The organism is Mycobacterium sp. pUA109 (assembly GCF_041287095.1).
Lineage (GTDB): Bacteria > Actinomycetota > Actinomycetes > Mycobacteriales > Mycobacteriaceae > Mycobacterium.
Map to the genome: position 1 here is coordinate 140,613 of NZ_JBGGKS010000013.1, position 26,079 is coordinate 166,691.

Below are 26,079 nucleotides of genomic sequence, written 5' to 3' on the forward strand. Positions count from 1 at the left end.
CGAGCAGTCGTAAAAGCCCCTAAAAACCGGTGGTTTTGGGGGCTTTTACGTCTGCTCGGCGACTGACGAACGAAGCGATGGCCTCGGCGGTGAACTCCGGCTGGTCTTCGGGCACGAAGGTGTAGGCGTCGGGCACCTCCACCAGGTGCGCGTCGGGCAGCAGATCGACCCAGCGTTGGGCGTGCGCGAAGGGAAAGAACGGCGCCTTGCGCGGCCACAGCAGCAGCACCGGTTTACCGAAGCCGCGCAGCACCTCCGCGGCGGCCAGGGTGTCGTGGTAGTCGATGCCGCGCAGGAACGTGCCGAGATCACGTCGGACACCGCGGTCGGTGATGACCGGCCGCAGCCAGCCCGCCTCAACCTCCCGCGGAATCGGTCGTTTGGCCAGCGTCGCAAAGGAGATCCGTTGCAGCAGGCGAAGCCGCATCAACTGGGCGCTGAGCGTCATCAGGCCCGGCACCCGCGGCACGTATTGCAGGGCCCGCAGGGAACGCGGCAGAAAGTTGTCGAACGAATCGCACGGCGTCAGCACGACGCGTGCGATCCGCGGGGATCCCTGGACCAACATCAGTTGGGTCACCGCGCCGCCGGTGTCGTTGGCGACCACCGTGACCTCGTCGAGGTCGAGTGCGTCGAGGAATTCGGCGATGAGTCGCGCCACCCCGTGCGGGCTCACGTCGGCGCCGGTGCGCATCGGATGCGGGTGGGCGCCCAGCGGCCAATCCGGTGCCAGACACCGGAACCGGCCGTCGAGGGCGGGGATGACCTTGCGCCACAGCGACGCGTTGACCAGCAGACCGTGCACGAACAGGATCGGCGGGCCATCGCCACTGTCGTGGTAGCGGATCGTTCCGGCGGACAGGTCAATCTCGGGCATGGCAGGTTGCTCCAATCGTCGGGCTCGGGATTCGCTGCGGGAAGGCCGGCGCGGGGCCGCGCACCGCAAACCTCTGACGGCGGCGCCCCGCACCGGCGGGACGGGGTCACGCCAGACGGCGCACCCCGAGGTACTGCAGCAGCGCGAAGAACGCCGTGTACACGCCGGTGCCCAGGGTGGCGACGACACCGATGGCGGTGAGCGGCACGGCACCGTCGACGACGACGAGGATCGCCGCGAGCGTGTAGACCAGGTTGGCGATCACCACGCCGACGCCGGCGCGGCGCAGGTTGGGCAGGGCGGCCAGGGTGTACACCGCCAGGCCGTAGAGGACGAAGAACGCGCCCAGGCCGTACTCCTGGGCGGGGGTCAGCCCGGTCAGTGACGACAACGGGTCGGCGGCGGCCGCGGCGAGCAGGCCGAACAACCCGGTCAGGGTGGCGTCGGCCCGCATAGCGAAGCGCAGCAGCGAATCGGTCGAGTCGGCGAGTGGTCGAGTAGCGATGGCGGTCATCGGAATCTCCTCGGTGTTGCGGTAGGTCAACACCTCCGAGACTGCGCACACCACGCTGCCAGATCGACGCCGCGCACTGCCAACAACTGCCAACCGCAGGTCAGGGCGTCAGACCGGCACCCGACCGCGCAGGTCGGTGGCGATCAGCCGGGCCGCGGCGTTCTGCCAGTTGTGCAGCGAGCGCTGCGGCACCTCGGTGACAAACCACTGCCAGGCCTGCCGGGCCGTCGGATCCAGTCCGGCGGCGGTGGCGTTCTGCGCGTAGGCGCGCACCCCGACCACGTACGGGAAGTACAGCGAGTTGTAGTAGCGCCACTGCTCGGTGGTACCGAATTCGCCGCCGTCGCGGGGTTTGAGTCGGGCGATGTGATCGGCCAGCAACGCTTTGAGCTCGTTGGCCCGCTCCAGCGGTTGGTCCGGCGCCCCGCGCGCGGCCAGCCGCTCGTCGATCGCCGGCAGCGCGGTCAGCGGGCTGGCGACCAGTTTGGACAGGTCCCCGTAGTGGCCGAGCGCCCGGCGGGTCAGCCGGGTGAACGTGTCGTCGTCGAGGTCGTCGAGCGGGCCGGCGGCACGCAGCGGCAGCGCCGCCTCGGTGCTGCGCAGCGCGGCCCGGTCGGCGCGCAGCGCCGGGGACTGCCAAAACGCCACCCGGTCCAGCAGCCCGGCCAGCGGGTCGGCGAACACCTGCACCGCGACCGCGGCGGCCAGGCTGGTGAACAGCAGCACCGTCAGCACGGTCTGCGCGGTGGCCACCCCGCGCGTCGCCGTTAACCCGATCAGTGTCTGACCACCGAATAACGTCGCCACCACCGCGGCGCCGGCGAACGCGCGCAGCATGTCGGCGCGCAGCGCCTGCCCCTCGTCGAAGGCGTCCCACAGCGCCACCGCCACCCCGAGCAGCAGCACATCGATGCCGGTCGAGGCCAGCGCCAGCCCGCTGGGCACCAACCCCAGCGGAATGATCAGGATGGCGTTGGCGAGCGCGAAGAACAACGTGGCCACCACCGCCACGCCCACCACCGAGACGGGTTGCGCGGGCCGGATGACCGCGACGAGCATCGCGCCCAGGGTGGCCACCGAGATCACCGTGCACATCACCCAGTGCCCCGCCCGCAGCGGCGGGTCGACGTTGCCGGCCATCGCTGCCCCCAGCAGCGCCGCCGCGGCGACCACGCCGACCAGCAGCAGTTCCCGGGTCCGGGCCCGGGTGCTGTCGCACGGGCGGGACAGTTCGGCGAGCACCGCAAACCAGGCGACGCCGGGGATCACGGCCAGGTAGATCTCCAGGTGGCCGAGCCAGGCGTAATGCGCGAGCACCCGAACCGCGTCGGCGGCCACCACCGCCGCGAATCCGCACAAGCCGACCGCGGCCAACACCAGCACCGGTTTGCGGGGGTCGCGGGCCAACAAATACAGCCCGAGCCACCAGCTCAGCGTGAACGTCAGCGCCGAGAGCGCAACCATGAATTCAGTGTGGCACGGCACTAGCGGCCGTAGCGGCGGTGCCGCAGGCTGTAATCGCGCAGCGCGCGCAGGAAGTCGACCCGGCGAAACGCCGGCCAGTGCGCCTCAGTGAACCACATTTCCGAGTACGCGCTTTGCCACAGCAGAAAGCCCGACAGCCGCTGCTCCCCCGAGGTGCGGATGACCAGGTCGGGGTCCGGCTGACCCGAGGTGTACAGGTTCTCCGAAATGGCGTCCACGGTGACCGCGTCGACGAGTTCCTCAGCGGTGGCACCGTTGGCCAGCTCCTTGTTCAGCAGAGCCCGCACCGCGTCGGTGATCTCCTGCCGACCGCCGTAGCCGACCGCGACGTTGACATGGAAGCCGCCGTTCTTCCCCCGCGTGGAGGCGACGGCGTCGCGGAGCCGGCGCGCGGGCTCTTCCCCGATGAGCTCCAGGTCCCCCACCGTGCGCACACTCCAGCGGTTGACCGGGGCGCAGATCTCCTCGACGACGTCGGTGATGATCTCGATGAGCGCGGCAAGTTCGGTGCGGTCGCGCTGCAGGTTTTCGGTGGACAGCAAATAGACGGTGGCCATCTCGATGCCGGCCTCTTGGCACCAACGCAGCATCTCGGCGATCTTGGCCGCACCCATCCGATAGCCGTAGCTGACGTCGTCGTATCCGGCGTCGCGGGCCCAACGCCGGTTGCCGTCACACAGCACGGCGATGTGGCGGGGCAGCACCGACTTCGACGCCGCCAGATCCTGCCGCAGCCGCAGCTCATAGAGCCGGTACAGCGGCTCCTTGAGGCGCGCCGGGATGATCTCCACGACAATCCACACTACTGTGATGGGCAAGATTTACCGGCGATCCCGGTGCGAGTCAGGAGGGATATGAGCGCCCACACCGGCACCCTCGAAACGCCGGGGCCCGAAGCAGCGCCCCCCGATGTCACCGTGCCGCACCTCAAGCCGCGGGCCCGCGGGTGGATTCACCTGGTCTCGGCGGTGGTGGCACTGGCCGCTGGCGCCACGCTGATCTCGGTGTCGTGGCCGCTGGCCGGGCTGGCGGCGGGGTTATCGACCTTCGTCTACACCCTTTCGGTGGTGGGGATGTTCACGGTGAGCGCCACCTACCACCGCATCACCTGGAAATCGGTGGCCGCCCGGATCCGGATGAAGCGACTCGATCACGCGATGATCTTCGTGTTCATCGCCGGCACCTACACCCCGTTCGCGGTGTTGGCGATGCCGCGCAGCACCGGGCTGCTGGTGCTGACCATTGTGTGGGGCGGTGCGCTCGCCGGGGTGTTGCTGAAGTTGTGTTGGCCGACCGCGCCGAAATGGGTGGGCGTGCCGCTGTACCTGATGCTCGGCTGGGTCTCGGCGTTTTTCATCGCGGTCATCCTGCACAACGCGGGGGTGGCGGCGATGGTGCTGCTCACCGTCGGCGGCGCGCTGTACAGCATCGGCGCCATCATGTACGCACTGCGGTGGCCCGACCCGTGGCCCCGAACGTTCGGCTATCACGAGTTCTTTCACGCCTGCACGGCGGTGGCGGCGATCTGCCAGTACATCGCGATCTGGTTCGCCGCCCTTTACTGAGGCGCGAGCAGACGCAAAAGCCCCCATTTCGGGCCAAAATTAGGGGCTTTTGCGTCTGCTCGGCGGGCCGGGCCGGGCCGGCGGCTAGAGCTGGGTGACGTTGTCGGCGGACCAGTAGGCCTTCATCGCGGCGACCTTGCCGTCGTCGCCGAAGACCATCACGTCGATCGGCTCGATGAGCATCCGGTGTTCGCCGGCGGTCACGGTCAGCCGAAACTGGAACGCCGCCTCGTTGCCGGCCACCCGCAGCGTCACCAACTCGCAGTCCCGCTCGGCGCCTTCCACCGCGGCGTAGAAGCCGCGGATCGCTTGCCGGCCGATGTGGACCTCGCCGCCCACCGGGTCCTCCACGGTGGCGTCGTCGGCGTACAAAGCGGCGATATCTTCGGCGCTGCCCTTGGCGACCAGTGAGATGTAGCGGTTGACGGTCTCGGTGATGTGTTCGGCACTCGGCATGGGACGCAACGCTACTACTGCGGCACGCCCAGGGCGCTAGCCAGTTCCGGTGCGGTGCTGACCGGCAAGTCGCACACCCGCCCGCGGCAGACGTAGGCCGCGTCGGCGCCGGCCACCCGGTCCCGGCCCGCCAGCAACTCCGACGAGTCCACCGGGCCGCCGACGACGATCGCCCCGCCCGGCGCCAGCCGGCGCGCGTCGGCCAGCAGCGCCGACTGCGGGGGGTCGCAGGCCACCGCGATCTGCAGCGGGCCCCGCACGGCGGCTTCGGCCACCGCCAGCCAGTGCCCGGCCGACCGCGGCGCGCGGTCCAGCAGCGGCGAATGCGCCTGCAGCGCCTCGGTGGCCGCCTGCCGGTACCGGTCGGCGCCGTCGCCCCCGGTGAGGTGGGCAGCGATCTGCAGTGCCTCGGTGATCAGCGCGGCCCCCGACGGGGTCGCGCCGTCCAGCGGGTCGCCGGGCCGCAGCATCAATTGCTCGGCGTCGTCGGCGGTGTCGAACCAGCGCCCGGGGCGATCCGGGTCGGCGAAGTGGGCCAGCGCGGTGTCCAACAGGCCGGTGGCCGCAGTCAGCCACTTTGCGTCGGCGGTCACCTGATACAAGGTCAGCAGCCCGGTGGCCAGCGCGCCGTGGTCTTCCAGGATCGCCGCGCTGTCGCCGACCTGCCCGCCCAGGCTGGCCCGGCGCAGCCGGCCGTCCACCAGGTGGGTGCCGAGCAATGCGGTCGCGCACCGCTGCGCGGCCGCGATCAGCGCGGGCGCCGCCAACGCCACGCCAGCTTCGACCAGCGCGGTGATCGCCAGCCCGTTCCAGGCGGTGACCACCTTGTCGTCGCGGCCCGGCTGGGTGCGGGTCATTCGCGCCGCCAGCAGCGCGGTGCTCACCCGCTCGAAGCGGGCGTCGTCGTCGGGGTCGCCCGGCAGCTGCAGCACCGACGCGCCGTGCTCGAATGTCCCCTCCCGGGTGACGCCGAAAACCTCCGCCGCCCAACGCCCGTCGGCGTCACCGAGCACCTCGGCCAGCTGAGCCGGCGTCCAGACGTAGGTGGAGCCCTCCTTACCGGCGGCGTCGGCGTCCAGCGAGGAGGTGAACATGTCGGCGTCGGCCAGCTCGACCAGCAGAAACCGGGCGGTCTGCTCGGCCACCCGGTGCGCCAGCGGTTCCCCGGTGCGCCGAGCCCAGTGCGCGTACACCCGCAGCAGCAGCGCGTTGTCGTACAGCATCTTCTCGAAATGCGGTACTACCCAGGCGTTGTCGACGCTGTAGCGGGCGAATCCGCCGGCCAGCTGATCGTAGATTCCGCCGCGGGCCATGGCGGTGCCGGTGCGGGCGACGGCCTGCAGCGCGGCGGCCGACCCGGTGCGTTCATGGTTGCGCAACAACGCTTCCAGCAGCGCCGACGGCGGGAACTTCGGCGCGTTACCGAATCCGCCGCGCACGGTGTCCTCGTCGCGCAGCACGGTCGCGGTGGCGTCGTCGCACAACTCCGGCTCGATCGCCGGCCCGCCGCCGGGCAGCCCGGACGCCATCGACCGCAGCTCGGTGGCGATGTGGTCGGAGGCCTGCTCGACCTCGCCGCGGCGGGTGCGCCAGGTGTTGGTGACCGCCGAGAGCAGCTCCAGGAAAGCCGGTTTCGGGTAGTAGGTGCCGCAGAAGAACGGCCGGCCGTCGGGGGTCAGGAAGCAGGTCATCGGCCACCCGCCGTGCCCGGTGAGCGCCACGGTGGCGTTCATGTAGACCGCGTCGAGGTCGGGCCGCTCTTCACGGTCGACCTTGATGCAGACGAAGCCGTCGTTCATCGCCGCGGCAACCTCGCCGTCCTCGAACGACTCATGCGCCATCACATGGCACCAGTGGCAGGCGGCGTAGCCGACCGACAGCAGGATCGGCACGTCGCGGTCGACCGCCTCGGCCAACGCGTGCGGCGTCCACTCCTGCCAGTGCACCGGGTTGTCGGCGTGCTGACGCAGGTAGGGGCTGGTGGAGTTGTCCAGACGATTGGCCACCCCACCACGTTAATCGTGTTCGGCGGCGAGGTCAGCCAGACCGGCTCCCCGGCGAGCGTTTCCCCGACCTGCGGGGCGCGGCGCACGGCGGCAATATGGCCCCACCTGTCCGGACCGTAACCAGATCGGAAACTGTGGCTGAAATCTTGCGTTCGGGCCAGGCACACCCGCGTTTGCTGACCGACGACCTTGTTAGCGTGGACGACGGTATTTTAGCGCGCGGGCACCGACGGCACCGCGTCTCCGGTACGATCCAAAGGAATCTGATTGCGAATCAATCGATTTGGTATCGCGCTGGGCATCCTGACCGCCGGCGCCACGCTGCTGTCCGGGTGCGGCGGTGACCGTGGCGCTGCCAGCGACGGCGCCTCCTCGGTGGCGTGCGGCGGCAAGACGATCCTGAAGGCCAGCGGTTCGACCGCCCAAGAACACGCTATGACCCGTTTTGTGAAAGCTTTCCAACACGCCTGCCCGGGCCAGTCGCTGAATTACGTTGCCAATGGCTCCGGCGCCGGAATTGGCGAATTCGTGCGCAAGAAAACCGATTTCGGCGGCTCCGACTCGCCGCTGAGCAAAGCCGAGTACGCCCAAGCACAACAGCGGTGCGGCTCGTCGGCGTGGAATCTGCCGATCGTGTTCGGACCCATCGCCATCGCCTACCACGTCAGCGGGCTGAGGGCGTTGAACCTCGACGGTGCGGTGGCGGCGAGGATCTTCAACGGGGACATTACGAGCTGGAACGATCCGGCGATCCAGGTGTTGAACCCCGGTGCCACCTTGCCCGCCGAGCCCATTCGGGTGGTGTTCCGCGGCGACGAGTCGGGCACCACCGACAACTTCCAGCGATATCTCGACACCGCGGCGGGCGGCGCATGGGGCAAAGGGGCCGGAAAGACGTTCAACGGCGGTGTCGGGCAGGGCGTCGCGGGCAGTGACGGCGCCGCCGCGGCCGTCAAGCGCACCGAGGGATCGATCAGCTACCTCGAATGGTCGTTCGCGCAGCGGCAGCACCTGAACATGGCCAACATCATCACCTCGGCCGGTCCCGACCCGGTCGCGATCAGCAGCGACTCGGTGGGCAAGACGATCTCTGCGGCCTGGTTCCTCGGTGAGGGCAACGACCTGGCCCTCGACACGATCTCGTTTTACCGGCCCAACCAGCCCGGTGCCTACCCGATCGTGTTGGCGACCTATGAGATTGTGTGCTCGAAGTATCCCGATGCGCGCGCCGGTGCGGCCGTCAAGGCGTTTCTGCAGAGCACGATCGACGCCGGCCAGCTTGGCCTGGCCGAGCACGGCTATGTCCCGGTTCCCGCCGAGTTCAAGTCGCGCTTGTCGACCGCGGTGAACGCCATCGCGTTCTGAAGGCCGGCCGCACGCGGCGTCGATCCCCAATGTTCCTCGGGTTTTTTCACCGCCGTCAACCCAATGTTCCGCAGGTTTTCCGGCGGTGATCGACGTTTGGCGTCATGGAGTTCATGGCGCTGCCGCCGGAGGTCAGCTCGGCGCTGATTCACTCGGGACCCGGCGCGGGATCGCTGATGGAGGCGTCCGCGGCGTGGCAGCGACTGGGCACCAATCTGGAGGAGGCCGCCGCCGATTGTGGCGCGACGTTGTCGTCGCTGACGAGCAGCTGGCATGGCCCGTCGTCGACGGCGATGGTCCGCGCCGTCGAGCCCTACCTGACCTGGCTGCGCAGCACCGCGCAGCACTGCCAGCAGGTCGGTTCCGCCGCGCAGGCCGCCGCGGCGGCATTCAACACCTTTCGGGCGGCGGTGGTGCCCGCCGCGCAGGTTACGGCGAACCGGACCCGACGGGCGCAGCTGTTGGCCAGCAACCGGTTCGGCAGCAACGTTGCGGCGATCGCGGAAACCGAAGACCAATACCAGCGCATGTGGACGCACAACTCGGCGGCGATGAGCCGCTACCAGGCCGCCTCGACGCAAGCGGCCACGCTGCCGCAGCTCGCCTCCCCGGTGTCGATCACCAATCCGGCCGGGCTCACCGCGCAAGCCGCGGCGGCGCCGGCGGCGGCCTCCACCTCGTCGGCGGCGTCGGCGTTGGCGTCGGCGACCAGTTTCGACCCCAACAGCGGCTGGTTCGGACTGGCGAACACCTACGCCAACCAGTTCGTCTCGTCCGGATTCCCGATCAACCTACTCAGCTATCTGGCGCAGAACACGTCGGCTCAAGCCCTGCAAAGCGTGGACAGCTCGATCGGTGAGGGGCTGTTGGAGGGTGAGACGGCCCTGGCGCCGGAAGCCTTGGGCGCGTTGGGCGCCGCCGGGCTTTCCGCAGAGCCGGCAGCGGCGATGGGTGTCGGCGTGTCGGTGGGCAAGCTGACCGCGCCGCCGGCCGTGGTGGGGCTGTTGCCCGCATCGCAAACGCCGGTGCAACTCGCCTCGGCGGCATCGCCGCTGCCGGCCGGGCAATCCGGCTGGCCCGCACTGCCGCCGCTGATGCCGCCGCCGCTGTCGGCGGGCAGCGGCTGGCGCAAACGCAAGCAGCAGAAGTACGACGATCTTGAGTACGGCTTGGAACTCAGGGGGCCGGTGATGCCGCGGCCGCCATCGGCGGGCTGAGCGGTCTGGCGCGATCTACCCGGAATGCCGCGGGCAGAACGCGCTGATGCTGACGCCGACGAAGAACCCGGCGTGGTAGCCGTCCAGCCTGCTGTTGTTCATGACGTCGGAGACCACGTCGCTTTTCTGCCGGCCGAGATCAAGTTCATCGCAGACCTCGTGGCCGGCAATGATCGCGGATTGCCCAGACGCGAAGTCGATGCCGCGGGTCTTCAGCGCCGTCAGGAAGTTGTTGTCGACGGCGTCGGCGTGCGCGGCCGGTGCCACCGCGGCGACCAGCGCGAGCACCAGGACGGGCGCGGCCCGGCACGCCCGCACCCGGAGAGTCGTCATCGGTGAACCTCTCTTGCTCAGCAGAAGCGCAAGCGCGAGCCACGGACACGGCGATCATCGCATGTCCCAACGGAACTGGCAGCGCGGCCGACGCGCCCGAAGGGGCGCGACGGCGATTGTTCATGTCGTGGACACGCGCCGGGCGGTCCGCGTCGACACGCCGGTCACCGGCGCGGGCGTGGGCCGCGCCTAGCCGGCCGGCTCCGGCGGGGATTCCTCCGGCTCGTCGCCGTCACCGTCGGTGGGACCGGCCGTGCCCTCGTCGGCGGCTTGGTCCGGTGCCGGGTTTTCCGGGTCGAAGGACTCCGGGACCTTCTTGAGCTGCCGGTTCATCGACCACACCAACAGGAATGTGCCGATGAGCAGCAACACGATGACCAGCAGGCCGAACGGGCTGGCTTTGCCGAAGTCCGGCCCGGTATTGCGCGGTGCGTCGTCGGCGAGCACACCGAGCGCCGTGATGAGGGCGTGGTTCACAGGTCGGCCTCGATTCCAGCGAACAGGTCGGTCTCGGGCAGGTGTGCGGGCACCCGCGAGCGGGCCAGCTCGAATTCCTCGGTCGGCCACAGCCGCTGCTGCCAGGCGATCGGTGCGGCGAAGAAGTCGCCCTTGGGGTCGATCTGGGTGGCGTGGGCGCGCAGCGCGTCGTCGCGTCGGTCGAAGTAGTCCGCGCACTCCACCCGGGTGGTCACCCGGTCGGCGAACATGTCGTGTTTGGGATCCCAGTGCGCCAGCCACTTCTCGAACGGACCCTGTTGACCGTGCTTGGCGAACTCGTCTTGCAGCAGCTGCATCCGCTGCCGCAAAAAGCCGTGGTTGTAGTACAGCTTGGACACCGTCCACACCGGCCCGGCGTCCGGGAAGCGCCGGTAGTCGCCGGCCGCCTCATACGCGGCGACCGACACCTGGTGGCAGCGGATGTGGTCGGGGTGCGGGTAGCCGCCGTTCTCGTCGTAGGTGGTCATCACATGCGGCCGGAACTCCCGCACCACCCGCACCAGCGCCTCGGTGGCGACCTCCAGCGGGACCAGCGCGAAACAGTCGTCGGGCAGCGGGGGCGGCGGCTCGCCGTGGGGTAAACCGGAGTCAACGAAACCCAGCCAGGTGTGCTCGACGCCGAGGATCTCGGCGGCCTTGGCCATCTCGTCGCGGCGGATCTCGGCGATCCGGCCATGCACGTCGGGCAGGTCCATGGCCGGGTTGAGGATGTCGCCGCGTTCCCCGCCGGTCAACGTCACCACCAGCACCCGATGCCCCGCGTCGACGTACCGGGCAAGGGTGGCCGCGCCCTTGCTGGACTCGTCGTCCGGGTGGGCGTGTACTGCCATCAACCGCAGTTCGCTCACGTGCGTTGTACCTGTTCCGTCTGCCATTTGCTGGGCGTGTGGCCTTATAGTTCCAGAAAGTTCTGGTCCCCATAGTTTCACCCTGTTGACCACGCCCGGAAATCCAACCTATGACCACGCAGAGCGGCGACGGCCCCGCCCCCCGCCCGGACAACCGCTACGGGCGTCCTCGGCTGTCCCGGAGTACCCGGCGCCGGGTGATCATCGCGTTGGCGGTGTTGACGGTGGCGGCCGCCACCGTCGTGGCCGTGATCGGCTACCAGCGGCTGGGCACCGGCGACGTCAAGGGCACGCTGGCCGGCTATCGGCTGATCGACGACGAAACCGTGTCGGTGACGATCAGCGTGACCCGGTCGGACCCGTCCCGGCCGGTGGACTGCATCGTGCGGGCCCGCGCCAAGGACGGCAGCGAAACGGGCCGGCGGGAAGTGCTGGTCGGACCGTCGGAGCAGGAAACCGTCCAGGTCACCACCACGGTGAAATCCAGCAAACCGCCGGTGATGGGCGACGTCTACGGCTGCGGCACCGACGTCCCCGACTATCTACGGGCCCCCTGAGCGCGCATTCACCATCGTCGGGCCGCCGCGGTGGTACCCTAAGCGGATACACGGTTCCATGCTGGGGCCGTGTATTGCTGCATTAGTGCGCCCTATCCGGGGTACTCGGCACTGATTCGGCAATACACGCGGCCGCCACCGCAGTGCCCCCGGCAGCTGGACCCAAGCCCGCCCACCGAATATCGCGGGACCGACGACACAAGGAGCGCGACGAGATGACGGACACACAAGTGACCTGGCTGACGCAGGAGTCACATGACCGGCTCAAGGCCGAGCTCGACCAGCTGATCGCGAATCGTCCCGTGATCGCCGCGGAGATCAATGACCGCCGCGAGGAGGGTGACCTGCGGGAAAACGGCGGCTATCACGCCGCCCGCGAGGAGCAGGGCCAGCAGGAAGCCCGGATCCGTCAGCTGCAGGAGCTGCTCAACAACGCCAAGGTCGGCGAGGCCCCCACCCAGTCGGGGGTGGCGCTGCCCGGTTCGGTGGTGAAGGTCTACTACAACGGCGACGAGTCCGACACCGAAACGTTCCTGATCGCCACTCGGCAAGAGGGCGTCAACGACGGCAAGCTTGAGGTGTATTCGCCCAACTCCCCGCTCGGTGCCGCGCTGATCGACGCTAAGGTCGGCGAGACCCGCAGCTACACGGTGCCCAACGGCAACACCATCAAGGTGACCTTGGTTAGCGCCGAGCCGTACCACGAATAGTCCTCGCGGAGCACGAAGGTTAGGCCAGTTACATTCCGCTGATGGCGCGGATTGCCGAGGAACTCCTCCTGCTGTTGCTGGACAATGCGTCCGCGCAGCCCGTGCTAGATCGGGTTCGCCGCGACCGGGTCCTGACCGCCGCGGTGTTGCTGGACTTGGCCCACGCCTGCCAGATCCGGCCCGCGGTGGACGGGGAGCCGGCGCAGGCCGGTCGACTGGTGGTGTTGGCCGGGTCCGCCCCGGTCGACCCGGTGGGGGTGCCCGCCCTGCAGCTGCTGCTGCGTCGGCCGCTGCGGCCCGCCGACGCGATCGCCAAACTCCGGCATTCCCTCCCGGACCTGCTGATGGTGCACCTGGAGCGCACCGGCCAGGTGCAGCAGGTTCGGCTGAACGGCACGCGGTTGCGGCGATCGTACTCGTGGCCGCTGACCGACCGGGCCCGGGCGGGCTCGGCGCGCGCGGCGATGCTGGCGGCGCTGTTCGATCACGAGTGCCCGGATCCCGCGACGGCCGCCATCATCTCGCTGCTGCACACCGTCGACGGGTTGGGCGCGTTGCTGAGCCTCAACGACCGCGGCTGGACGTGGGTGCAGGACCGGGCCGGGGAAATCGCTAGCGGCGGTTGGGTGAACGGGTCCGAGCCCGACCTGCCGGAGTTCAATCTGGCGGTGACGATGGCCGCCGTCCGCCAAGCCCTGGCGTGACGGCCTCGCCCGGCCTCGCCGCCCTCGCCGCGCCCGTCGTCCGCCCTTGCCGCGCCGAGTGGCACTTTCCCGACGCGTCGCCGGCGTGTCCCGTCGGGAAAGTGCCACTCGGCGAGCAACGCGCGAGCCGAGCAACGCCCGAGCAACGGTCAGCCGAGGGCCTGCTCCAGGTCGGCCAGCAGGTCGGTGACGTCCTCGATGCCCACCGACAGCCGCACCAAATCGTCGGGGACCTCCAGCTGCGAACCGGCCGTCGACGCGTGGGTCATCGCGCCGGGATGCTCGATCAGCGACTCCACCCCGCCGAGGGATTCGGCCAGGATGAACACCTCGGTGTCCGCGCACAGTTTTTCGGCGGCGGGCCGCCCGCCGCGCATCCGCACCGACACCATGCCACCGAAGCCGCGCATCTGGCGGGCGGCGACGTCGTGGCCGGGATGGTCGGGCAGGCCTGGGTACAGCACCGTGCTCACCGCGGGATGCGCGGCGAGGAACTCCGCCACCGCGGCGGCGTTCTCGCTGTGCCGTTGCATGCGCAGCACCAGCGTCTTCAGGCCGCGTAGCGTCAGGTAGGCGTCGAACGGGCCCGGCACCGCACCGGCCCCGTTCTGCAGGAAGCCGAACGCGGCGTCCAACTCTTCGTCGTTGGTGACCAGCGCACCGCCCACCACGTCGGAGTGGCCGCCGATGTATTTGGTGGTGGAGTGCAGCACGATGTCGGCGCCGAGGGTCAGTGGCTGCTGCAACGCCGGGGAGGCGAAGGTGTTGTCCACCAACACCTTCGCTCCGGTGTGTCGGCCCAGCTCGGCGAGGGCGGCGATATCGGCGATCGACAGCAGCGGGTTGGTGGGCGTCTCCACCCAGATCAGCCGGGTGGCCGGGGTGACCGCCGCGCGCACCGCGTCGAGGTCGGACAGCGCGACCGGGGTGTAGGCCACCCCCCATTCGGTGAACACCTTGTCGATCAGCCGGAAGGTGCCGCCGTAGGCGTCGTCGGGGATGACCAGGTGGTCGCCCGGGCGCAGCACCGCGCGCAGCGCGCAGTCGCTGGCGGCCATCCCGGAACCGAAGGCGCGGCCGAACCGGCCCTCCTCGACGGCGGCCAGCGCGGTCTCCAGCGCCGCCCGGGTCGGGTTGCCGGTGCGGGCGTACTCGTAGCCGCCGCGCAACCCGCCGACGCCGTCCTGGGCGAACGTGCTGCTGGCGTAGATCGGCGGATTGACCGCGCCGGTAGCGGGGTCTGGGCGATAGCCGGCGTGGATGGCTTTGGTGGACAGGCCCCGAGGCGTGCGGTGTTCAGTCATCGCGGATCAGCCTAGTGGCACGCCCCGATGACGGCCGCCCGCCGCTACTGCGCGGGCAGCACCACCGTCGAAATCATCTTGTCGGCCAAGGTCTGCCGCTTGGCATCCCACAGCGGGAACAGAAACCCGATGTAGCAGATGATCTGATCGACGATGTGCGCGATATCGCGCACGAACGCCATCCCGAACCCGATCGGCTGACCGGTCGTCTCGGACACCAGCTTGATCTTCATCACCGTCTTGCCAAGGCTTTGACCGGTGCTGCCCTGGCGATACCCCCGGTTCCACAGGTGGTAGGCGAAGGAGGCTAAATACGCGACCCCGATCGCGAGTGTGCCCAGCGTCGAGAATGACGACACACAGCTGCCGCCGTACCCGTATTCGGAGCCAACACACACGTTCTCGCCGGTACCGAAGGCGATTCCGTAGGCGATTGCGATCAGCACGAAGATCGGCAGCCCGTCGATGATGAACGCCACGACACGGGTGAACCACGGCGTGTAGGCCTCCTTCGGCAGGTTGCCCAGCGCGCCCGGCGTCGGCGCATAGCCGGGGGGCGGGAAACCGCCGCCGCCAGGAGGCGGTGGTGGCGGGTAGTTCCCCGGGGGTGGTGGCGGGTAGTTGCCAGGCGGGGGCGGAGGTGGCGGGTTACCAGGCGGCGGTGGAGGCGGCTGGTTGGTCACGTGAACACCCCTTTGCAGCTCGGAACGAGATCCCGATGGATCGGGCGGTCCCAGACACTACCCGACGGTGTCGCCCGCAGGGACGGTTTGCCGCCGAAGCCGTGCGGCGCGTCGCTCAGCGCTCCCCCGCTACCGCCGCCGAGCTCCTTCGGACAAGAACCCGAGCAGATCGTGGCGGGTGATCACCCCGACGGGTTTGCCCTCCTCGACCACCATCACCGCGTCCTGTTCCCGCAGCGCCTTGGCGGCCGCGCTGACCAATTCACCGGCCCCGATCAGCGGCAGCGGCGGGCTCATGTGTTGGGCCACCGCGTCGGCCAGGCTGGCGCGACCCTCGAACACCGCCGACAATAGTTCCCGCTCGGAGACGCTGCCGGCGACCTCACCGGCCATCACCGGCGGTTCGGCCCCGACCACCGGCATCTGCGAGACCCCGTACTCGCGCAGGATGCTGATCGCGTCGCGCACCGTCTCCGACGGGTGGGTGTGCACCAGGTCGGGCAGCGCACCGGATTTTCCGCGCAGCACATCGCCGACGGTGGGTTGTGCGGTCGAGCCGTCCAGTCGGGTGCGCAAGAAGCCGTACGACGACATCCAGGCGTCGTTGAAAATCTTCGACATGTAGCCGCGGCCGCCGTCGGGCAGCAACACCACCACCAGCGCGTCGGGCCCGGCGCGTTCGGCGACCCGCAGCGCGGCCACCACCGCCATCCCGCAGGAGCCGCCGACCAGCAGCGCCTCCTCGCGGGCCAGCCGCCGGGTCATGTCGAACGAGTCGGCGTCGGACACCCCGATGATCTCGTCGGGCACCGCCGGGTCGTAGGCCGCCGGCCAGAAGTCCTCGCCCACCCCCTCGACCAGGTAGGGCCGACCGGTGCCGCCGGAATACACCGAACCCTCCGGGTCGGCGCCGACGATGCGCACCGCCCCGCCCGACACCTCCTTGAGGTAGCGGCCGGTGCCTGTGATGGTGCCGCCGGTGCCGATGCCGGCGACGAAATGGGTGACCTTGCCGTCGGTGTCGGCCCAGATCTCCGGACCGGTGGTCTCATAGTGGCTGTCCGGGCCCGCCGGGTTGGAGTACTGGTCGGGTTTCCAGGCGCCGTCGATCTCGGTGACCAGCCGGTTGGACACGCTGTAGTAGCTGTCCGGGTGATCCGGCGGCACCGCGGTCGGGCACACCACCACCTCGGCGCCGTAGGCGCGCAACACATTCTGCTTGTCTTCGCTGACCTTGTCCGGGCAGACGAACACGCACTTGTAGCCGCGGTGCTGGGCCACCAGCGCCAAGCCGACCCCGGTATTGCCGGAGGTGGGTTCGACGATGGTGCCGCCGGGTTTGAGCTGCCCGCTGGCCTCGGCGGCGTCGATCATTTTGATCGCGATGCGGTCCTTGGAGCTCGCGCCGGGGTTGAGGTATTCGACCTTGGCCACCACCCGACCGGACCCGGGCGGCACCACCGAGTTCAGCTGGACCAGCGGGGTGTTGCCGATGAGTGCACTGATGTGGCCTGCGATCCGCATGCCTTCATCGTCTCAGGTGGGCTTAGCCGGTGGCTTCCCGGATGTATTCGCCGATCTGCCGCAGCGAGCGGGTCGCCTCCGGGACCAGCGGCGCGGCGAGCTGGAACACGTGCATCTGGCCGGGCCACACCCGCAGCTCCACCGGCACCCCGGCCGCGGCCAGGGTGCGCGCGGCCAGCCGGGCGTCGTGCAGCAACACCTCGGACCCGGACACGTGGATCAGCGTGCGGGGCAAGCCCGGTTCGACGTGGTCGAGCGGTTCAAGGATCTGTTCGGGCCGCCCGTCGACGACGTGCCCGCGCGCCGCTTTGGCGATCAGGTCGACGAACGCGTCGAACGCCTTGGCCGGGAACATCGCGTCGCTGCGGATGTTGGGATGCGCCTGCTTGGGCGCCTTGTCGATCTGCATCAGCGGCGACATGCAGGCGATCGCCGCCGGCTCCTCCCCCTCGTCGAAGAGCCGTTCGGCCAGCGCCAGCGCCAGGTAGCCGCCGGCGGAGTCGCCGGCCAGCACGATCTGGTCGGCCGGGTAGCCCTGCTCACGCAGCCACTGATAGGCGTCGTAGCAGTCGTCGATGGCCTGGCCGATCGAATGCTTGGGCAGCATCCGGTAGTTCACCACCAGCACCGGGCTGTCCGCGTACTGCGACAACTTGGTGACCAGCCGACCGTGGGTGTGGGCGCCGCAGGTGATGAAGGCGCCGCCGTGCAGGTACAGCACCACGCGCCGGGTGCCGTCGGCCGGCAGCACCCCGGGGGCGCGGACCAGCTGGGCGGTGCACTGCGGCAACCCGATGGTGGCGCGGATGGTGCCGGCCGGGGGCAGCACCGCGCGGGCCGCGATATCGAGGACGCCCCACGGCCACGGCGCGTGCGGCAGGTAGCTACCGATGGCCAAGGTGGGTCGAATGGTGAGTCGGGCGGCAAGCCAGGCGAGTCGACCGGCGATCCCGGCCCGATCCTCGACGACCTCGACGGGGGCTCCGTCGCTGACTGGATACCGACGGGTTCTGAGCGTCCCGCCTGGGCTGGGACAAGCACGGGGCCGGTCGGATACCTCGATGACTGCGGTCATGGCCAACTCCCTACGCCGTTGTAGTGGTGCAAACCCCCGAGGCCGACTTGGCCAACCCCGGTAACTTAGCGTGACATCTTTAAGAATTTCAACAATCAAAGAGTCTGTTTCGATACCAGTTTTGTTCCACTCCGTAATCCCGCTGTTCCGTTGCGGTTCAGACTCGCCGGCGAGGCGCTACCTAAACTGGATGACGTGCAGATTCGGGCTCCGCGACGATCCACGATCGCACTAGCCGCAGCCGGTGCGCTGGCCTCGACGGGCACGGCGTACCTGGGTGCGCGCAATCTGCTGGCCGGCCAGGCGATCCAGGCCCGGCAGGTGATTCCTAAGGCCTGGGACATCCCGCCGCGGGCCGACGGCGTGTATTCGCCCGATGGCGGGCCAGTGCAGCGCTGGCAGCGCGAGATGCCCGTCGACCTGCACTTGATGATCTTCGGTGACTCGACGGCCACCGGGTATGGCTGCCGCAGCGCCGAGGAAGTCCCGGGGGTGTTGATCGCCCGTGCGCTCGCCGCGCACACCGGCAAACGGATCCGGTTGAGCACCAAGGCAATCGTCGGCGCCACCTCCAAGGGGCTGTCCGGCCAGGTCGACGCGATGTTTGTGGCCGGGCCGCCACCGGACGCCGCGGTGATCATGATCGGCGCCAACGATGTCACCGCGCTCAACGGGGTGTCGCGCTCCGCGCATCGACTGGGCGCCGCGGTGCGCCGGCTGTGCGCCAGCGGCGCGGTGGTGGTGGTCGGCACCTGCCCGGATTTCGGGGTGATCACCGCCATCCCGCAGCCGCTGCGGTCGGTGGCGCGCACCCTTGGGCTGCGGCTGGCCCGCGCCCAGGCCGCCGCCGTCCGCGCGGCCGGCGGGGTGGCGGTGCCGTTCGCCGACCTGCTGGCGCCGGAGTTCCTGCACGATCCGGAGCTGCTGTTCTCCGAGGACCAGTACCACCCGTCGGCGGCCGGTTACGCGTTGGCGGCCAACCAGCTGTTCCCGGCGCTTTGCGAAGGGTTGGGCGAACGCGCCGCCGGTGAACTGCCCGAGTTGCCCTGGGCGCCCACCGATGCGCACTCGGTGCCGCGCCGCACCCGGCTGTTGGCGATGTCGCGGCTGCGGCGTCGGCCCACGACCGGGGTGCCCGCGCCCGTCGTCCCCGCCGACCGGTAACGGTCGCCTCCGGGAGCCCCCTGGTTCGGCCCGCATCGTCGCCGACCGGACCGGATTGTCCGCCTCCTTTTCGGGCCGCTGCACGGCCCGCATCGTCGCCGGACTAGATTCGGGCCAGCGGTTCTACCTGAACCCACACCGCGAAAAGGAGCCGTCGTGCCGGAAGCCGTCATCGTCTCAACTGCTCGTTCGCCGATCGGCCGGGCCGGCAAGGGCTCGCTGGTCAGCATTCGGCCCGATGACCTGGCCGCTCAGATGGTGCGCGCCGCGCTGGACAAGGTGCCCGCGCTAGACCCGCGCCAGATCGACGACTTGATGATGGGCTGCGGCCAACCCGGCGGTGCGTCCGGCTACAACATCGGGCGCGTCACCGCCGTGCTGCTCGGCTACGACTTCCTGCCGGGCACCACCGTGAACCGGTACTGCTCGTCGTCGCTGCAGACCACCCGGATGGCGTTCCACGCGATCAAGGCCGGCGAGGGCGACGCATTCATCTCCGCCGGCGTGGAGACCGTCTCGCAGTTCGGTATCGGTGCCGCCGACGGCGCCCCGAACAGCAAGAACCCGCTGTTCGATGACGCCGTGGCCCGCTCCGAGGCCGCCGCGTCCGGTGCCACCGAATGGCACGACCCGCGCGCCGACGGGTCGCTCCCCGACGTCTACATCGCGATGGGCCAGACCGCCGAGAACGTCGTGCTGCACACCGGGATCAGCCGCGAAGACCAGGACCGCTGGGGCGTGCGCAGTCAGAACCGGGCCGAGGAGGCCATCAAGAGCGGCTTCTTCGCCCGTGAGATCTCCCCGGTCACGCTGCCGGACGGCACCGTGGTGGACACCGACGACGGTCCCCGCCCCGGCACCACCTACGAGAAGATCAGCCAGCTGCAGCCGGTGTTCCGGCCCAACGGCACGGTGACCGCCGGCAACGCCTGCCCGCTGAACGACGGTGCGGCCGCGGTGATCATCACCAGCGACACCAAAGCCAAGGAGCTGGGCCTCAAGCCGTTGGCCCGCATCGTGGCCACCGGGGTGTCCGGGCTGTCGCCGGAGATCATGGGCTTGGGCCCGATCGAGGCCACCAAGAAGGCGCTGGCCAACGCCGGTATGTCGGTGTCCGATATCGACCTGTTCGAGATCAACGAGGCGTTCGCGGTGCAGGTGCTGGGCTCGGCTCGCGAGCTGGGCATCGACGAGGACAAGCTGAACGTGTCCGGCGGGGCGATCGCGTTGGGTCACCCGTTCGGGATGACCGGGGCCCGCATCACCGCCACCCTGCTGAACAACCTGCAGACCCACGACAAGACGTTCGGTGTGGAGACCATGTGCGTCGGCGGCGGCCAGGGTATGGCGATGGTCATCGAGCGGCTGTCCTGATTTTTTCCCAATGACTCTGCGCCTACCAGGCGAAAGTGCGAGTAGGTTGCCTGGTCAGCGCAGAGTCAATCCGTCCCAGGCGCGCTGGACTCGGCGAATGACGTCGGGGCCGCGGTGCTCGGAGATCACTCGGATGTGGGTCCACCCGAGTCCCAGGATGTACTCCAACCGCTCGATGTCCCAGGCATACTGCGGCCGGCTGGTGCGGTGTTGATCACCGTCGTATTCGACCGCCAGCATGATGTCCCGCCAGCCCATATCCAGGAAGTACTTCGGATAGCCATCAGGTCCTAAGACCGGGATCTGGGTCTGCGGTCTCGGGAAGCCGGCATGGATGAGCAGCAACCGCAACCAGGTCTCCTTCGGCGACTGGGCGCCGGAGTCGACCAGGTCCAATGCTTTCTCTAGTTGGCGCAGGCCACGAGTATGACGGTGTCGTTTGGCCAGCTCCGCGACGTCGTCGACCTTGAAGTCGGTGGCGCCAGCGAGCGCGTCGAGCCTGGCAACCGCCTGCCCCAGCCGTCCACCCCGGGCGAGGTCAAAGGCCGTGCGCTCGGGTGTCGTCACGCACAGGCCGTTGAGCCGCTGGGTTTCGCCGTCCAGCAGCAGGGCATCGCGGGTCTTGACGCCGCGCGGCGCCCGGGCGTTGCGCCAGATCAGTTCGACCAGGGCGTCGTCGTCGACCCATTTCGCGCCGTGCAGCGCCGAGGCGGCCAGACCGGCAATTACGGCCTCGCGATGTGACCAGAGCCAGGCCGCGGCGATACGGTGTCGCAGCGACGGCCGGAGTCGCTGGTCCAGGTAAACGTTGGGCATGATCGGTTGGTAGTACTTGCCCAGCTCATGCCAGCTCACCAGCCCTGCGGTTAGTGCCTCGGAGCCGATAAACGGCTGCCTCCCCAAGTCCCCCATGCAGGCATGCTGCCAAGGCCCACCGACAGCCCATTGACTCTGCGTCTACCAGGCAAAAGTGCGAGTAGGGTGCCTGGTCAGCGCAGACTCAACGCATACGAAAAGCCCGGCACCTGGGGTGCCGGGCTTTCGCGTCAAGGGCCTAGTCGCTTTGGAAGTAGCTGAGCAGACGCAGGATCTCCAAGTAGAGCCAGACCAGCGTCACGGTCAGGCCCAGCGCGATCCCCCAGGCGGCCTTCTCGGGCGCACCGGCGCGGATCATCTGGTCGGCGGCGTCAAAGTCGATCAGGAAGCTGAACGCCGCGATCCCGATGCACACCAGCGAGAAGATGATGGCCAGCGGCCCACCGTCACGCAGGTGCATGCCCGCGCCGCCGCCGACGCCGAACATGCCCAGCACCAGGTTGCCGAGCATCAGCACCAACACACCGAACATGCTGGCGACGACCATCCGGGTGAACTTGGGGGTGACGCGGATCGCCCCGGTCTTGTAGACGACCAGCATGCCGAAGAACACCCCGAGCGTGCCCAGCACCGCCTGACCGATCAGGGCCCCGGCGTTGGTGCTCGACACCGCGAAGTTGGCGAGCAGGAACGAGATGGCGCCTAAGAACATGCCCTCCAGGCCGGCGTAGCTCAGCACAATCGCCGGGCTGTCCTGCTTGCGCCCGAAGGTAGCGACCAGCACCAGGCCCAGGCCGCCGAACGCACCGATAAAGGTGAGCGGACCGGCCAGCGCCTGGTTCATCGCCACCAGGAAGTAGGAGACGATGGCGACGACGGTCAGCACGCCCAGCGTGATGCCGGTCTTGGTGACGACGTCATCGATCGTCAGCGGGCGCGCAACACGCCCCTGCTGCGCGACGTAAGGGTCGGTCTGATAGCCCTGATGCATCTGCTGGGCCGCGGCACCGGCAGCGCCGGTCCCGAACTGCGCGTATCCGCCCTGCTGCTTCGGCAGGGAACGAAATACCGGGTTGCTGGTCTCCCGCACCGTCGGATCCTCTCTCGTTCCATCACTTGAGGTGTGCGAACACACGATCAACGATCAGCGGCCCGGGCAAGTTCCCTGGCCATTCACAGATAAACCTTACCCGCGGGCGGGCGCACACGGGTAGGGATCTAGATTGCGAAGGCGTGGCTGCCGAATCCGACGAGGTCCTGACCCGCATCGATGATGGTGTGGGGTTTTTGACGCTGAACCGACCGAAGGCGATCAACTCGCTGACCCAGACCATGGTGGACGCGATGCGCGCGGTGCTCACCGACTGGGAGCACGACGACGCGGTGCGTGCGGTGGTGCTCTGCGGCGCCGGGGAACGCGGGCTCTGCGCGGGCGGCGACGTGGTGGCGATCTACCACAGCGCCAAAGCCGACGGGTCTGCAGCGCGGCGGTTCTGGTACGACGAGTATCTGCTGAACGCCGCGATTGGCCGGTTCGCCAAACCGTACGTATCGCTGATGGACGGCATCGTGATGGGCGGCGGTGTGGGCGTGGGGGCGCACGCCAACACCCGGGTGGTCACCGACACCTCGAAGGTGGCGATGCCCGAGGTCGGCATCGGGTTCATTCCCGACGTCGGCGGCACCTATCTGCTGTCGAGGGCGCCGGGATCGCTGGGGCTGCACGCGGGGTTGACCGGTGCCCCGTTCTCCGGCGCCGACGCCATCGCGCTGGGATTCGCCGACCACTACGTGCCGCATGCGGCGCTGGGTGAGTTCACCGCGGCGATCGTCGCCGACGGGGTGGACGCCGCGCTGGCCGCCCACGCGGTCGAGCCGCCGCCGAGTGCCCTTGCCGCGCAGCAGGACTGGATCAACGAGTGCTACGCACACGACACCGTCGCGCAGATCGTCGCCGCGCTCGGCGACCACGGCGGCGAAGACGCCGCAGCCGCCGCGAAGCTGATCGCCACCCGCTCGCCGGTCGCGCTTGCGGTGACACTGGAGTCGGTGCGCCGGGCGGCCACCCTCGACACCCTGGAAGCTGTTTTGGCCCAGGAGTATCGGGTGTCGTGCGCCTCGCTGCGCTCGCATGACCTGGTGGAGGGCATCCGCGCCCAGTTGGTCGATAAGGACCGCAACCCGACCTGGTCGCCGGCGACGCTGGCCGAGGTCAGCAGCGCCGACATCGAGGCCTATTTCGTGCCCGCAGAACCCGATCTGACTTTTTAAGGAGCGGCAATGACATACGAAACCATCCTGACCGACCGTGACGGCCGGGTCGGCACCATCACGTTGAACCGGCCGCAGGCGCTCAACGCGCTCAACAGCCAGGTGATGGCCGAGGTCACCAGCGCTGCAGCCGAATTCGACGACGACCCGGGTATCGGCGCCATCATCATCACCGGCAGCGCGAAGGCGTTCGCCGCGGGTGCGGACATCAAGGAGATGTCGGAGCTGTCCTTCGCCGATGTGTTCGCCGCCGACTTCTTCGCCGCCTGGGGCAAGTTGGCGGCGGTGCGCACCCCGACGATCGCCGCGGTGGCCGGCCACGCACTCGGCGGGGGCTGCGAGCTGGCGATGATGTGCGATCTGCTGATCGCCGCGGACACCGCGAAGTTCGGCCAGCCCGAGATCAAACTCGGGGTGCTGCCCGGCATGGGCGGCTCGCAGCGGCTGACCCGGGCGATCGGCAAAGCCAAGGCGATGGACCTGATTTTGACCGGGCGCACCATCGACGCTGCCGAGGCCGAACGGTCCGGGTTGGTGTCGCGCGTGGTGCCCGCCGACGATCTGCTGGCCGAGGCCAACAAGGTGGCGGCCACCATCGCCGGGATGTCGTTGTCGGCGGCCCGGATGGCCAAAGAAGCCGTCAACCGCGCCTTCGAATCCACCCTGGCCGAGGGGCTGCTCTACGAGCGCCGGCTGTTCCATTCGGCGTTCGCCACCGACGACCAAACCGAGGGGATGGCCGCGTTCGTCGAAAAGCGACCACCGAACTTCACCCACCGGTAGCGGGCCGTTTTGGGCGAATCAGCAACGGTCACCGCCGAACCGGAAACTCCGGCCCCGCCCCGCAAAGCCTGGTGGATTCGGCACTACACCTTCACCGGCACCGCGGTCGGCTTGGTGTTTCTGTGGTTGTCGATGTCGCCGTCGCTGCTGCCCCGTGGGCCGCTGTTTCAAGGACTGGTCAGCGGCGGGTCCGGTGCAGCGGGCTACGGCCTGGGAGTCTTAGCCGTCTGGCTGGTCCGCTATATGCGGTCCAAGGACTCCAGCCCGCCCGCACCACGCTGGGCGTGGTGGGTGCTGATCGGCGTCGGCGCCGTCGGCCAGCTGGCCACGGCCATCTGGTTCCACATCTGGCAAGACCATGTCCGGGACCTGATGGGGGTGCCGCGGCTGACCCGGCTCGACTACCCGCTCGCCGGGATCTTGTCGGTGGTGGTGTTGTTTGTGCTGGTCGAGATCGGCCAGCTGGCCCGCAGGCTGATTCGCTTCCTGGCGCGACAGCTCAATCGGGTTGCGCCGCCGCGGGTCTCGGCCGTGGTGGCGGTCGCGCTGCTGGTGGCGCTGAGCATCGCGGTACTCAACGGCGTGGTGATCCGCGGCGCGATGCGGGCGATGAACAACACCTTCGCCTCGGTCAACAACGAGATGAGCCCGGACACCCCGCGGCCCTCGACGCCGCTGCGCTCGGGTGGGCCGGGGTCGCTGGTGTCGTGGGAATCGCTGGGCCACCAGGGCCGGATCTTTGTGGCCGCCGGTCCCACCGTCGCGCAGCTCAGTGACTTCAACCGGGCGCCGGCGACGCAGCCGATCCGGGCCTATGCCGGGCTGCACTCCGCCCCCGGAATCAAGGAGACCGCCGCATTGGCGGCGCGCGAGCTGCAGCGCACCGGCGGGCTGAACCGCGCCGTGGTCGCCGTCGCCACCACCACCGGGACCGGCTGGATTAACGAAGCCGAAGCCTCGGCCTTGGAGTACATGTACAACGGCGACACCGCGATCGTGAGCATGCAGTACTCGTTTTTGCCGAGCTGGTTGTCCTTCCTGGTGGACAAGGAAAACGCCCGCCACGCCGGGCAGGCGCTGTTCGAGGCGGTCGACGCGCTGGTGCGGCACATGCCGGAATCCCAGCGGCCCAAGCTGGTGGTGTTCGGCGAGAGCCTGGGCTCGTTCGGTGGCGAAGCGCCGTTCATGAACCTCAACAATGTGCTGGCCCGCACCGACGGCGCGCTGTTCTCCGGGCCGACGTTCCAAAACACCATCTGGACCGACCTCACCGAGAACCGCGATCCCGGTTCCCCGCAGTGGCTGCCCATCTACGACGACGGGCGCAACGTGCGGTTCGCGGCCCGGCCGTCCGACCTCGACCGCCCGGCCGGACCCTGGAGTACGCCGCGGGTGGTCTACCTGCAGCACGCTTCCGACCCGATCGCGTGGTGGAGCCCCGACCTGCTGTTCAGCAAACCGGACTGGCTGCGGGAAAAGCGCGGCTACGACGTGCTGCCGGAGGTGCACTGGATTCCGGTGGTGACGTTCCTGCAGGTGTCGGCGGATATGGCGGTCGCGGTCGATGTCCCCGACGGTCACGGGCATCGCTACGTCGCCGCCGTCGCCGACGGCTGGGCGGCGGTGCTGCAGCCACCGGGCTGGACACCGGAGAAGACGGCACGGCTGCGGCCGTTGCTGCAAGCACCCGAGTAGGGGTGGTGTAACACCCCACGGGCCGACCTCGATGAGGTAAACGTCAACCGTCTTTTAGGTGAACGGCCGGTAACCGCGGGAGGAGCGATCGATGCGCTGCGCGATGTCATCAGCTAGTGGGAGCCGGATCGGGAAAGCAGCGGCGGTGGCGGCGCTGATCGCCATACCGGCGCTTGGCCTGCCGGGCCTGGCGCATGCGTCACCAGCTGCAGCCGACGATCCCAATTGCGTGGCGGACCCTGCGCATCCGGGCTG

At 69.0% G+C, this 26,079-nt stretch carries 26 protein-coding genes; 11 read left to right on the forward strand and 15 right to left on the reverse strand.

What is annotated here, in order from left to right:
• Positions 1 to 19: 19 nt before the first annotated feature.
• From ACAG26_RS16455 to ACAG26_RS16470, 4 genes are all read right to left on the reverse strand, one after another.
• Positions 20 to 877 (reverse strand): alpha/beta fold hydrolase, encoded by an 858-nt coding sequence (locus ACAG26_RS16455; RefSeq protein WP_370484026.1) that lies wholly within the window; start codon positions 875 to 877, stop codon positions 20 to 22.
• A gap of 106 nt (positions 878 to 983) precedes the next feature.
• Positions 984 to 1,391 (reverse strand): hypothetical protein, encoded by a 408-nt coding sequence (locus ACAG26_RS16460; protein ID WP_370484106.1) that lies wholly within the window; start codon positions 1,389 to 1,391, stop codon positions 984 to 986.
• A gap of 108 nt (positions 1,392 to 1,499) precedes the next feature.
• Positions 1,500 to 2,855 carry a hypothetical protein gene (locus tag ACAG26_RS16465; protein ID WP_370484027.1) on the reverse strand — a complete coding sequence of 452 codons (1,356 nt, stop codon included), beginning with the start codon at positions 2,853 to 2,855 and terminating at the stop codon, positions 1,500 to 1,502.
• A gap of 20 nt (positions 2,856 to 2,875) precedes the next feature.
• Positions 2,876 to 3,667 (reverse strand): (2Z,6E)-farnesyl diphosphate synthase, encoded by a 792-nt coding sequence (locus ACAG26_RS16470; protein ID WP_370484028.1) that lies wholly within the window; start codon positions 3,665 to 3,667, stop codon positions 2,876 to 2,878.
• Positions 3,668 to 3,730: 63 nt separating this feature from the next.
• Between ACAG26_RS16470 and ACAG26_RS16475 the strand changes: the two genes are divergently transcribed.
• The gene (locus ACAG26_RS16475; RefSeq protein WP_370484030.1) at positions 3,731 to 4,441 is read left to right on the forward strand and encodes a hemolysin III family protein; all 711 of its coding nucleotides are present in this window, start codon (positions 3,731 to 3,733) and stop codon (positions 4,439 to 4,441) included.
• An 84-nt stretch (positions 4,442 to 4,525) separates the two neighbouring features.
• Here the strand turns inward: ACAG26_RS16475 and ACAG26_RS16480 are convergent, their stop codons facing one another.
• Complete coding sequence (locus ACAG26_RS16480; protein ID WP_370484032.1) at positions 4,526 to 4,897, reverse strand: nuclear transport factor 2 family protein; 372 nt, start codon at positions 4,895 to 4,897, stop codon at positions 4,526 to 4,528.
• A 14-nt stretch (positions 4,898 to 4,911) separates the two neighbouring features.
• A complete protein-coding gene (locus ACAG26_RS16485; RefSeq protein WP_370484034.1) occupies positions 4,912 to 6,903 on the reverse strand; it encodes a thioredoxin domain-containing protein in 1,992 nt (663 codons plus the stop codon).
• Between the two features lie 267 nt (positions 6,904 to 7,170).
• Between ACAG26_RS16485 and pstS the strand changes: the two genes are divergently transcribed.
• Both pstS and ACAG26_RS16495 read left to right on the forward strand, forming a co-directional pair.
• Positions 7,171 to 8,268 carry a phosphate ABC transporter substrate-binding protein PstS gene (pstS, locus tag ACAG26_RS16490; RefSeq protein ID WP_370484035.1) on the forward strand — a complete coding sequence of 366 codons (1,098 nt, stop codon included), beginning with the start codon at positions 7,171 to 7,173 and terminating at the stop codon, positions 8,266 to 8,268.
• Positions 8,269 to 8,372: 104 nt separating this feature from the next.
• Positions 8,373 to 9,485, forward strand: coding sequence for a PPE family protein (locus ACAG26_RS16495; protein WP_370484036.1), 1,113 nt, complete (start codon positions 8,373 to 8,375; stop codon positions 9,483 to 9,485).
• A 15-nt stretch (positions 9,486 to 9,500) separates the two neighbouring features.
• Here the strand turns inward: ACAG26_RS16495 and ACAG26_RS16500 are convergent, their stop codons facing one another.
• From ACAG26_RS16500 to mca, 3 genes are all read right to left on the reverse strand, one after another.
• Positions 9,501 to 9,818, reverse strand: a complete 318-nt coding sequence (locus tag ACAG26_RS16500; protein WP_370484038.1) for a DUF732 domain-containing protein — start codon at positions 9,816 to 9,818, stop codon at positions 9,501 to 9,503.
• 189 nt (positions 9,819 to 10,007) lie between these two features.
• The gene (locus tag ACAG26_RS16505; RefSeq protein WP_370484039.1) at positions 10,008 to 10,295 is read right to left on the reverse strand and encodes a hypothetical protein; all 288 of its coding nucleotides are present in this window, start codon (positions 10,293 to 10,295) and stop codon (positions 10,008 to 10,010) included.
• Positions 10,292 to 11,164, reverse strand: a complete 873-nt coding sequence (gene mca / locus ACAG26_RS16510) for a mycothiol conjugate amidase Mca (RefSeq protein ID WP_370484040.1) — start codon at positions 11,162 to 11,164, stop codon at positions 10,292 to 10,294. The genes ACAG26_RS16505 and mca overlap by 4 nt, the downstream gene beginning before the upstream one ends.
• Before the next feature lie 110 nt (positions 11,165 to 11,274).
• Here mca and ACAG26_RS16515 point away from each other — a divergent pair, with 110 nt between their 5' ends.
• The 3 genes from ACAG26_RS16515 (at position 11,275) to ACAG26_RS16525 (ending at position 13,135) form a co-directional block, all read left to right on the forward strand.
• Entirely contained in the window at positions 11,275 to 11,721 is a 447-nt protein-coding gene (locus ACAG26_RS16515; RefSeq protein ID WP_370484042.1) for a DUF4307 domain-containing protein, read from the forward strand.
• A 215-nt stretch (positions 11,722 to 11,936) separates the two neighbouring features.
• Complete coding sequence (gene greA, locus ACAG26_RS16520; protein ID WP_071025960.1) at positions 11,937 to 12,431, forward strand: transcription elongation factor GreA; 495 nt, start codon at positions 11,937 to 11,939, stop codon at positions 12,429 to 12,431.
• Positions 12,432 to 12,472: 41 nt separating this feature from the next.
• Positions 12,473 to 13,135, forward strand: a complete 663-nt coding sequence (locus ACAG26_RS16525; RefSeq protein ID WP_370484045.1) for a GPP34 family phosphoprotein — start codon at positions 12,473 to 12,475, stop codon at positions 13,133 to 13,135.
• A 149-nt stretch (positions 13,136 to 13,284) separates the two neighbouring features.
• On the opposite strand, the gene ACAG26_RS16530 is transcribed toward ACAG26_RS16525, so the two are convergent.
• The 4 genes from ACAG26_RS16530 to ACAG26_RS16545 all read right to left on the reverse strand — a co-directional run bounded on the left by ACAG26_RS16530 (position 13,285) and on the right by ACAG26_RS16545 (position 17,721).
• A complete protein-coding gene (locus tag ACAG26_RS16530; RefSeq protein ID WP_370484047.1) occupies positions 13,285 to 14,439 on the reverse strand; it encodes a cystathionine gamma-synthase in 1,155 nt (384 codons plus the stop codon).
• Between the two features lie 44 nt (positions 14,440 to 14,483).
• Complete coding sequence (locus tag ACAG26_RS16535) at positions 14,484 to 15,122, reverse strand: RDD family protein (RefSeq protein ID WP_370484049.1); 639 nt, start codon at positions 15,120 to 15,122, stop codon at positions 14,484 to 14,486.
• A 129-nt stretch (positions 15,123 to 15,251) separates the two neighbouring features.
• Positions 15,252 to 16,646 (reverse strand): cystathionine beta-synthase, encoded by a 1,395-nt coding sequence (locus tag ACAG26_RS16540; protein ID WP_370484050.1) that lies wholly within the window; start codon positions 16,644 to 16,646, stop codon positions 15,252 to 15,254.
• Positions 16,647 to 16,668: 22 nt separating this feature from the next.
• Entirely contained in the window at positions 16,669 to 17,721 is a 1,053-nt protein-coding gene (locus ACAG26_RS16545; protein WP_370484052.1) for an alpha/beta hydrolase fold domain-containing protein, read from the reverse strand.
• 195 nt (positions 17,722 to 17,916) lie between these two features.
• Here ACAG26_RS16545 and ACAG26_RS16550 point away from each other — a divergent pair, with 195 nt between their 5' ends.
• Positions 17,917 to 18,885 (forward strand): SGNH/GDSL hydrolase family protein, encoded by a 969-nt coding sequence (locus tag ACAG26_RS16550; protein ID WP_370484053.1) that lies wholly within the window; start codon positions 17,917 to 17,919, stop codon positions 18,883 to 18,885.
• 156 nt (positions 18,886 to 19,041) lie between these two features.
• Complete coding sequence (locus tag ACAG26_RS16555) at positions 19,042 to 20,259, forward strand: acetyl-CoA C-acetyltransferase (RefSeq protein ID WP_370484055.1); 1,218 nt, start codon at positions 19,042 to 19,044, stop codon at positions 20,257 to 20,259.
• Between the two features lie 54 nt (positions 20,260 to 20,313).
• On the opposite strand, the gene ACAG26_RS16560 is transcribed toward ACAG26_RS16555, so the two are convergent.
• Positions 20,314 to 21,162: a hypothetical protein gene (locus tag ACAG26_RS16560; RefSeq protein ID WP_370484108.1), complete on the reverse strand. Its 849-nt coding sequence runs from the start codon at positions 21,160 to 21,162 to the stop codon at positions 20,314 to 20,316.
• A gap of 151 nt (positions 21,163 to 21,313) precedes the next feature.
• Positions 21,314 to 22,165 (reverse strand): Bax inhibitor-1/YccA family protein, encoded by an 852-nt coding sequence (locus tag ACAG26_RS16565; RefSeq protein ID WP_370484056.1) that lies wholly within the window; start codon positions 22,163 to 22,165, stop codon positions 21,314 to 21,316.
• 143 nt (positions 22,166 to 22,308) lie between these two features.
• Here ACAG26_RS16565 and ACAG26_RS16570 point away from each other — a divergent pair, with 143 nt between their 5' ends.
• The 3 genes from ACAG26_RS16570 to ACAG26_RS16580 are packed head-to-tail and all read left to right on the forward strand — an operon-like array spanning position 22,309 to position 25,824.
• Positions 22,309 to 23,346: an enoyl-CoA hydratase/isomerase family protein gene (locus tag ACAG26_RS16570; protein WP_370484058.1), complete on the forward strand. Its 1,038-nt coding sequence runs from the start codon at positions 22,309 to 22,311 to the stop codon at positions 23,344 to 23,346.
• Between the two features lie 9 nt (positions 23,347 to 23,355).
• Positions 23,356 to 24,129, forward strand: a complete 774-nt coding sequence (locus tag ACAG26_RS16575; protein WP_370484059.1) for an enoyl-CoA hydratase — start codon at positions 23,356 to 23,358, stop codon at positions 24,127 to 24,129.
• A gap of 9 nt (positions 24,130 to 24,138) precedes the next feature.
• Positions 24,139 to 25,824 carry an alpha/beta hydrolase gene (locus ACAG26_RS16580; RefSeq protein ID WP_370484060.1) on the forward strand — a complete coding sequence of 562 codons (1,686 nt, stop codon included), beginning with the start codon at positions 24,139 to 24,141 and terminating at the stop codon, positions 25,822 to 25,824.
• Positions 25,825 to 26,079 lie beyond the last annotated feature (255 nt).

Coding starts and splice junctions, on each gene's coding strand:
- ACAG26_RS16500 (WP_370484038.1), bottom strand. CDS start 9,818: ATGACGACTCTCCGGGTGCGGGCGTGCCGGGCCGCGCCCGTCCTGGTG.
- ACAG26_RS16495 (WP_370484036.1), top strand. CDS start 8,373: ATGGAGTTCATGGCGCTGCCGCCGGAGGTCAGCTCGGCGCTGATTCAC.
- ACAG26_RS16460 (WP_370484106.1), bottom strand. CDS start 1,391: ATGACCGCCATCGCTACTCGACCACTCGCCGACTCGACCGATTCGCTG.
- ACAG26_RS16530 (WP_370484047.1), bottom strand. CDS start 14,439: ATGACTGAACACCGCACGCCTCGGGGCCTGTCCACCAAAGCCATCCAC.
- greA (WP_071025960.1), top strand. CDS start 11,937: ATGACGGACACACAAGTGACCTGGCTGACGCAGGAGTCACATGACCGG.
- ACAG26_RS16480 (WP_370484032.1), bottom strand. CDS start 4,897: ATGCCGAGTGCCGAACACATCACCGAGACCGTCAACCGCTACATCTCA.
- ACAG26_RS16515 (WP_370484042.1), top strand. CDS start 11,275: ATGACCACGCAGAGCGGCGACGGCCCCGCCCCCCGCCCGGACAACCGC.
- ACAG26_RS16575 (WP_370484059.1), top strand. CDS start 23,356: ATGACATACGAAACCATCCTGACCGACCGTGACGGCCGGGTCGGCACC.
- ACAG26_RS16545 (WP_370484052.1), bottom strand. CDS start 17,721: ATGACCGCAGTCATCGAGGTATCCGACCGGCCCCGTGCTTGTCCCAGC.
- ACAG26_RS16465 (WP_370484027.1), bottom strand. CDS start 2,855: ATGGTTGCGCTCTCGGCGCTGACGTTCACGCTGAGCTGGTGGCTCGGG.
- ACAG26_RS16540 (WP_370484050.1), bottom strand. CDS start 16,646: ATGCGGATCGCAGGCCACATCAGTGCACTCATCGGCAACACCCCGCTG.
- ACAG26_RS16525 (WP_370484045.1), top strand. CDS start 12,473: ATGGCGCGGATTGCCGAGGAACTCCTCCTGCTGTTGCTGGACAATGCG.
- ACAG26_RS16475 (WP_370484030.1), top strand. CDS start 3,731: ATGAGCGCCCACACCGGCACCCTCGAAACGCCGGGGCCCGAAGCAGCG.
- ACAG26_RS16455 (WP_370484026.1), bottom strand. CDS start 877: ATGCCCGAGATTGACCTGTCCGCCGGAACGATCCGCTACCACGACAGT.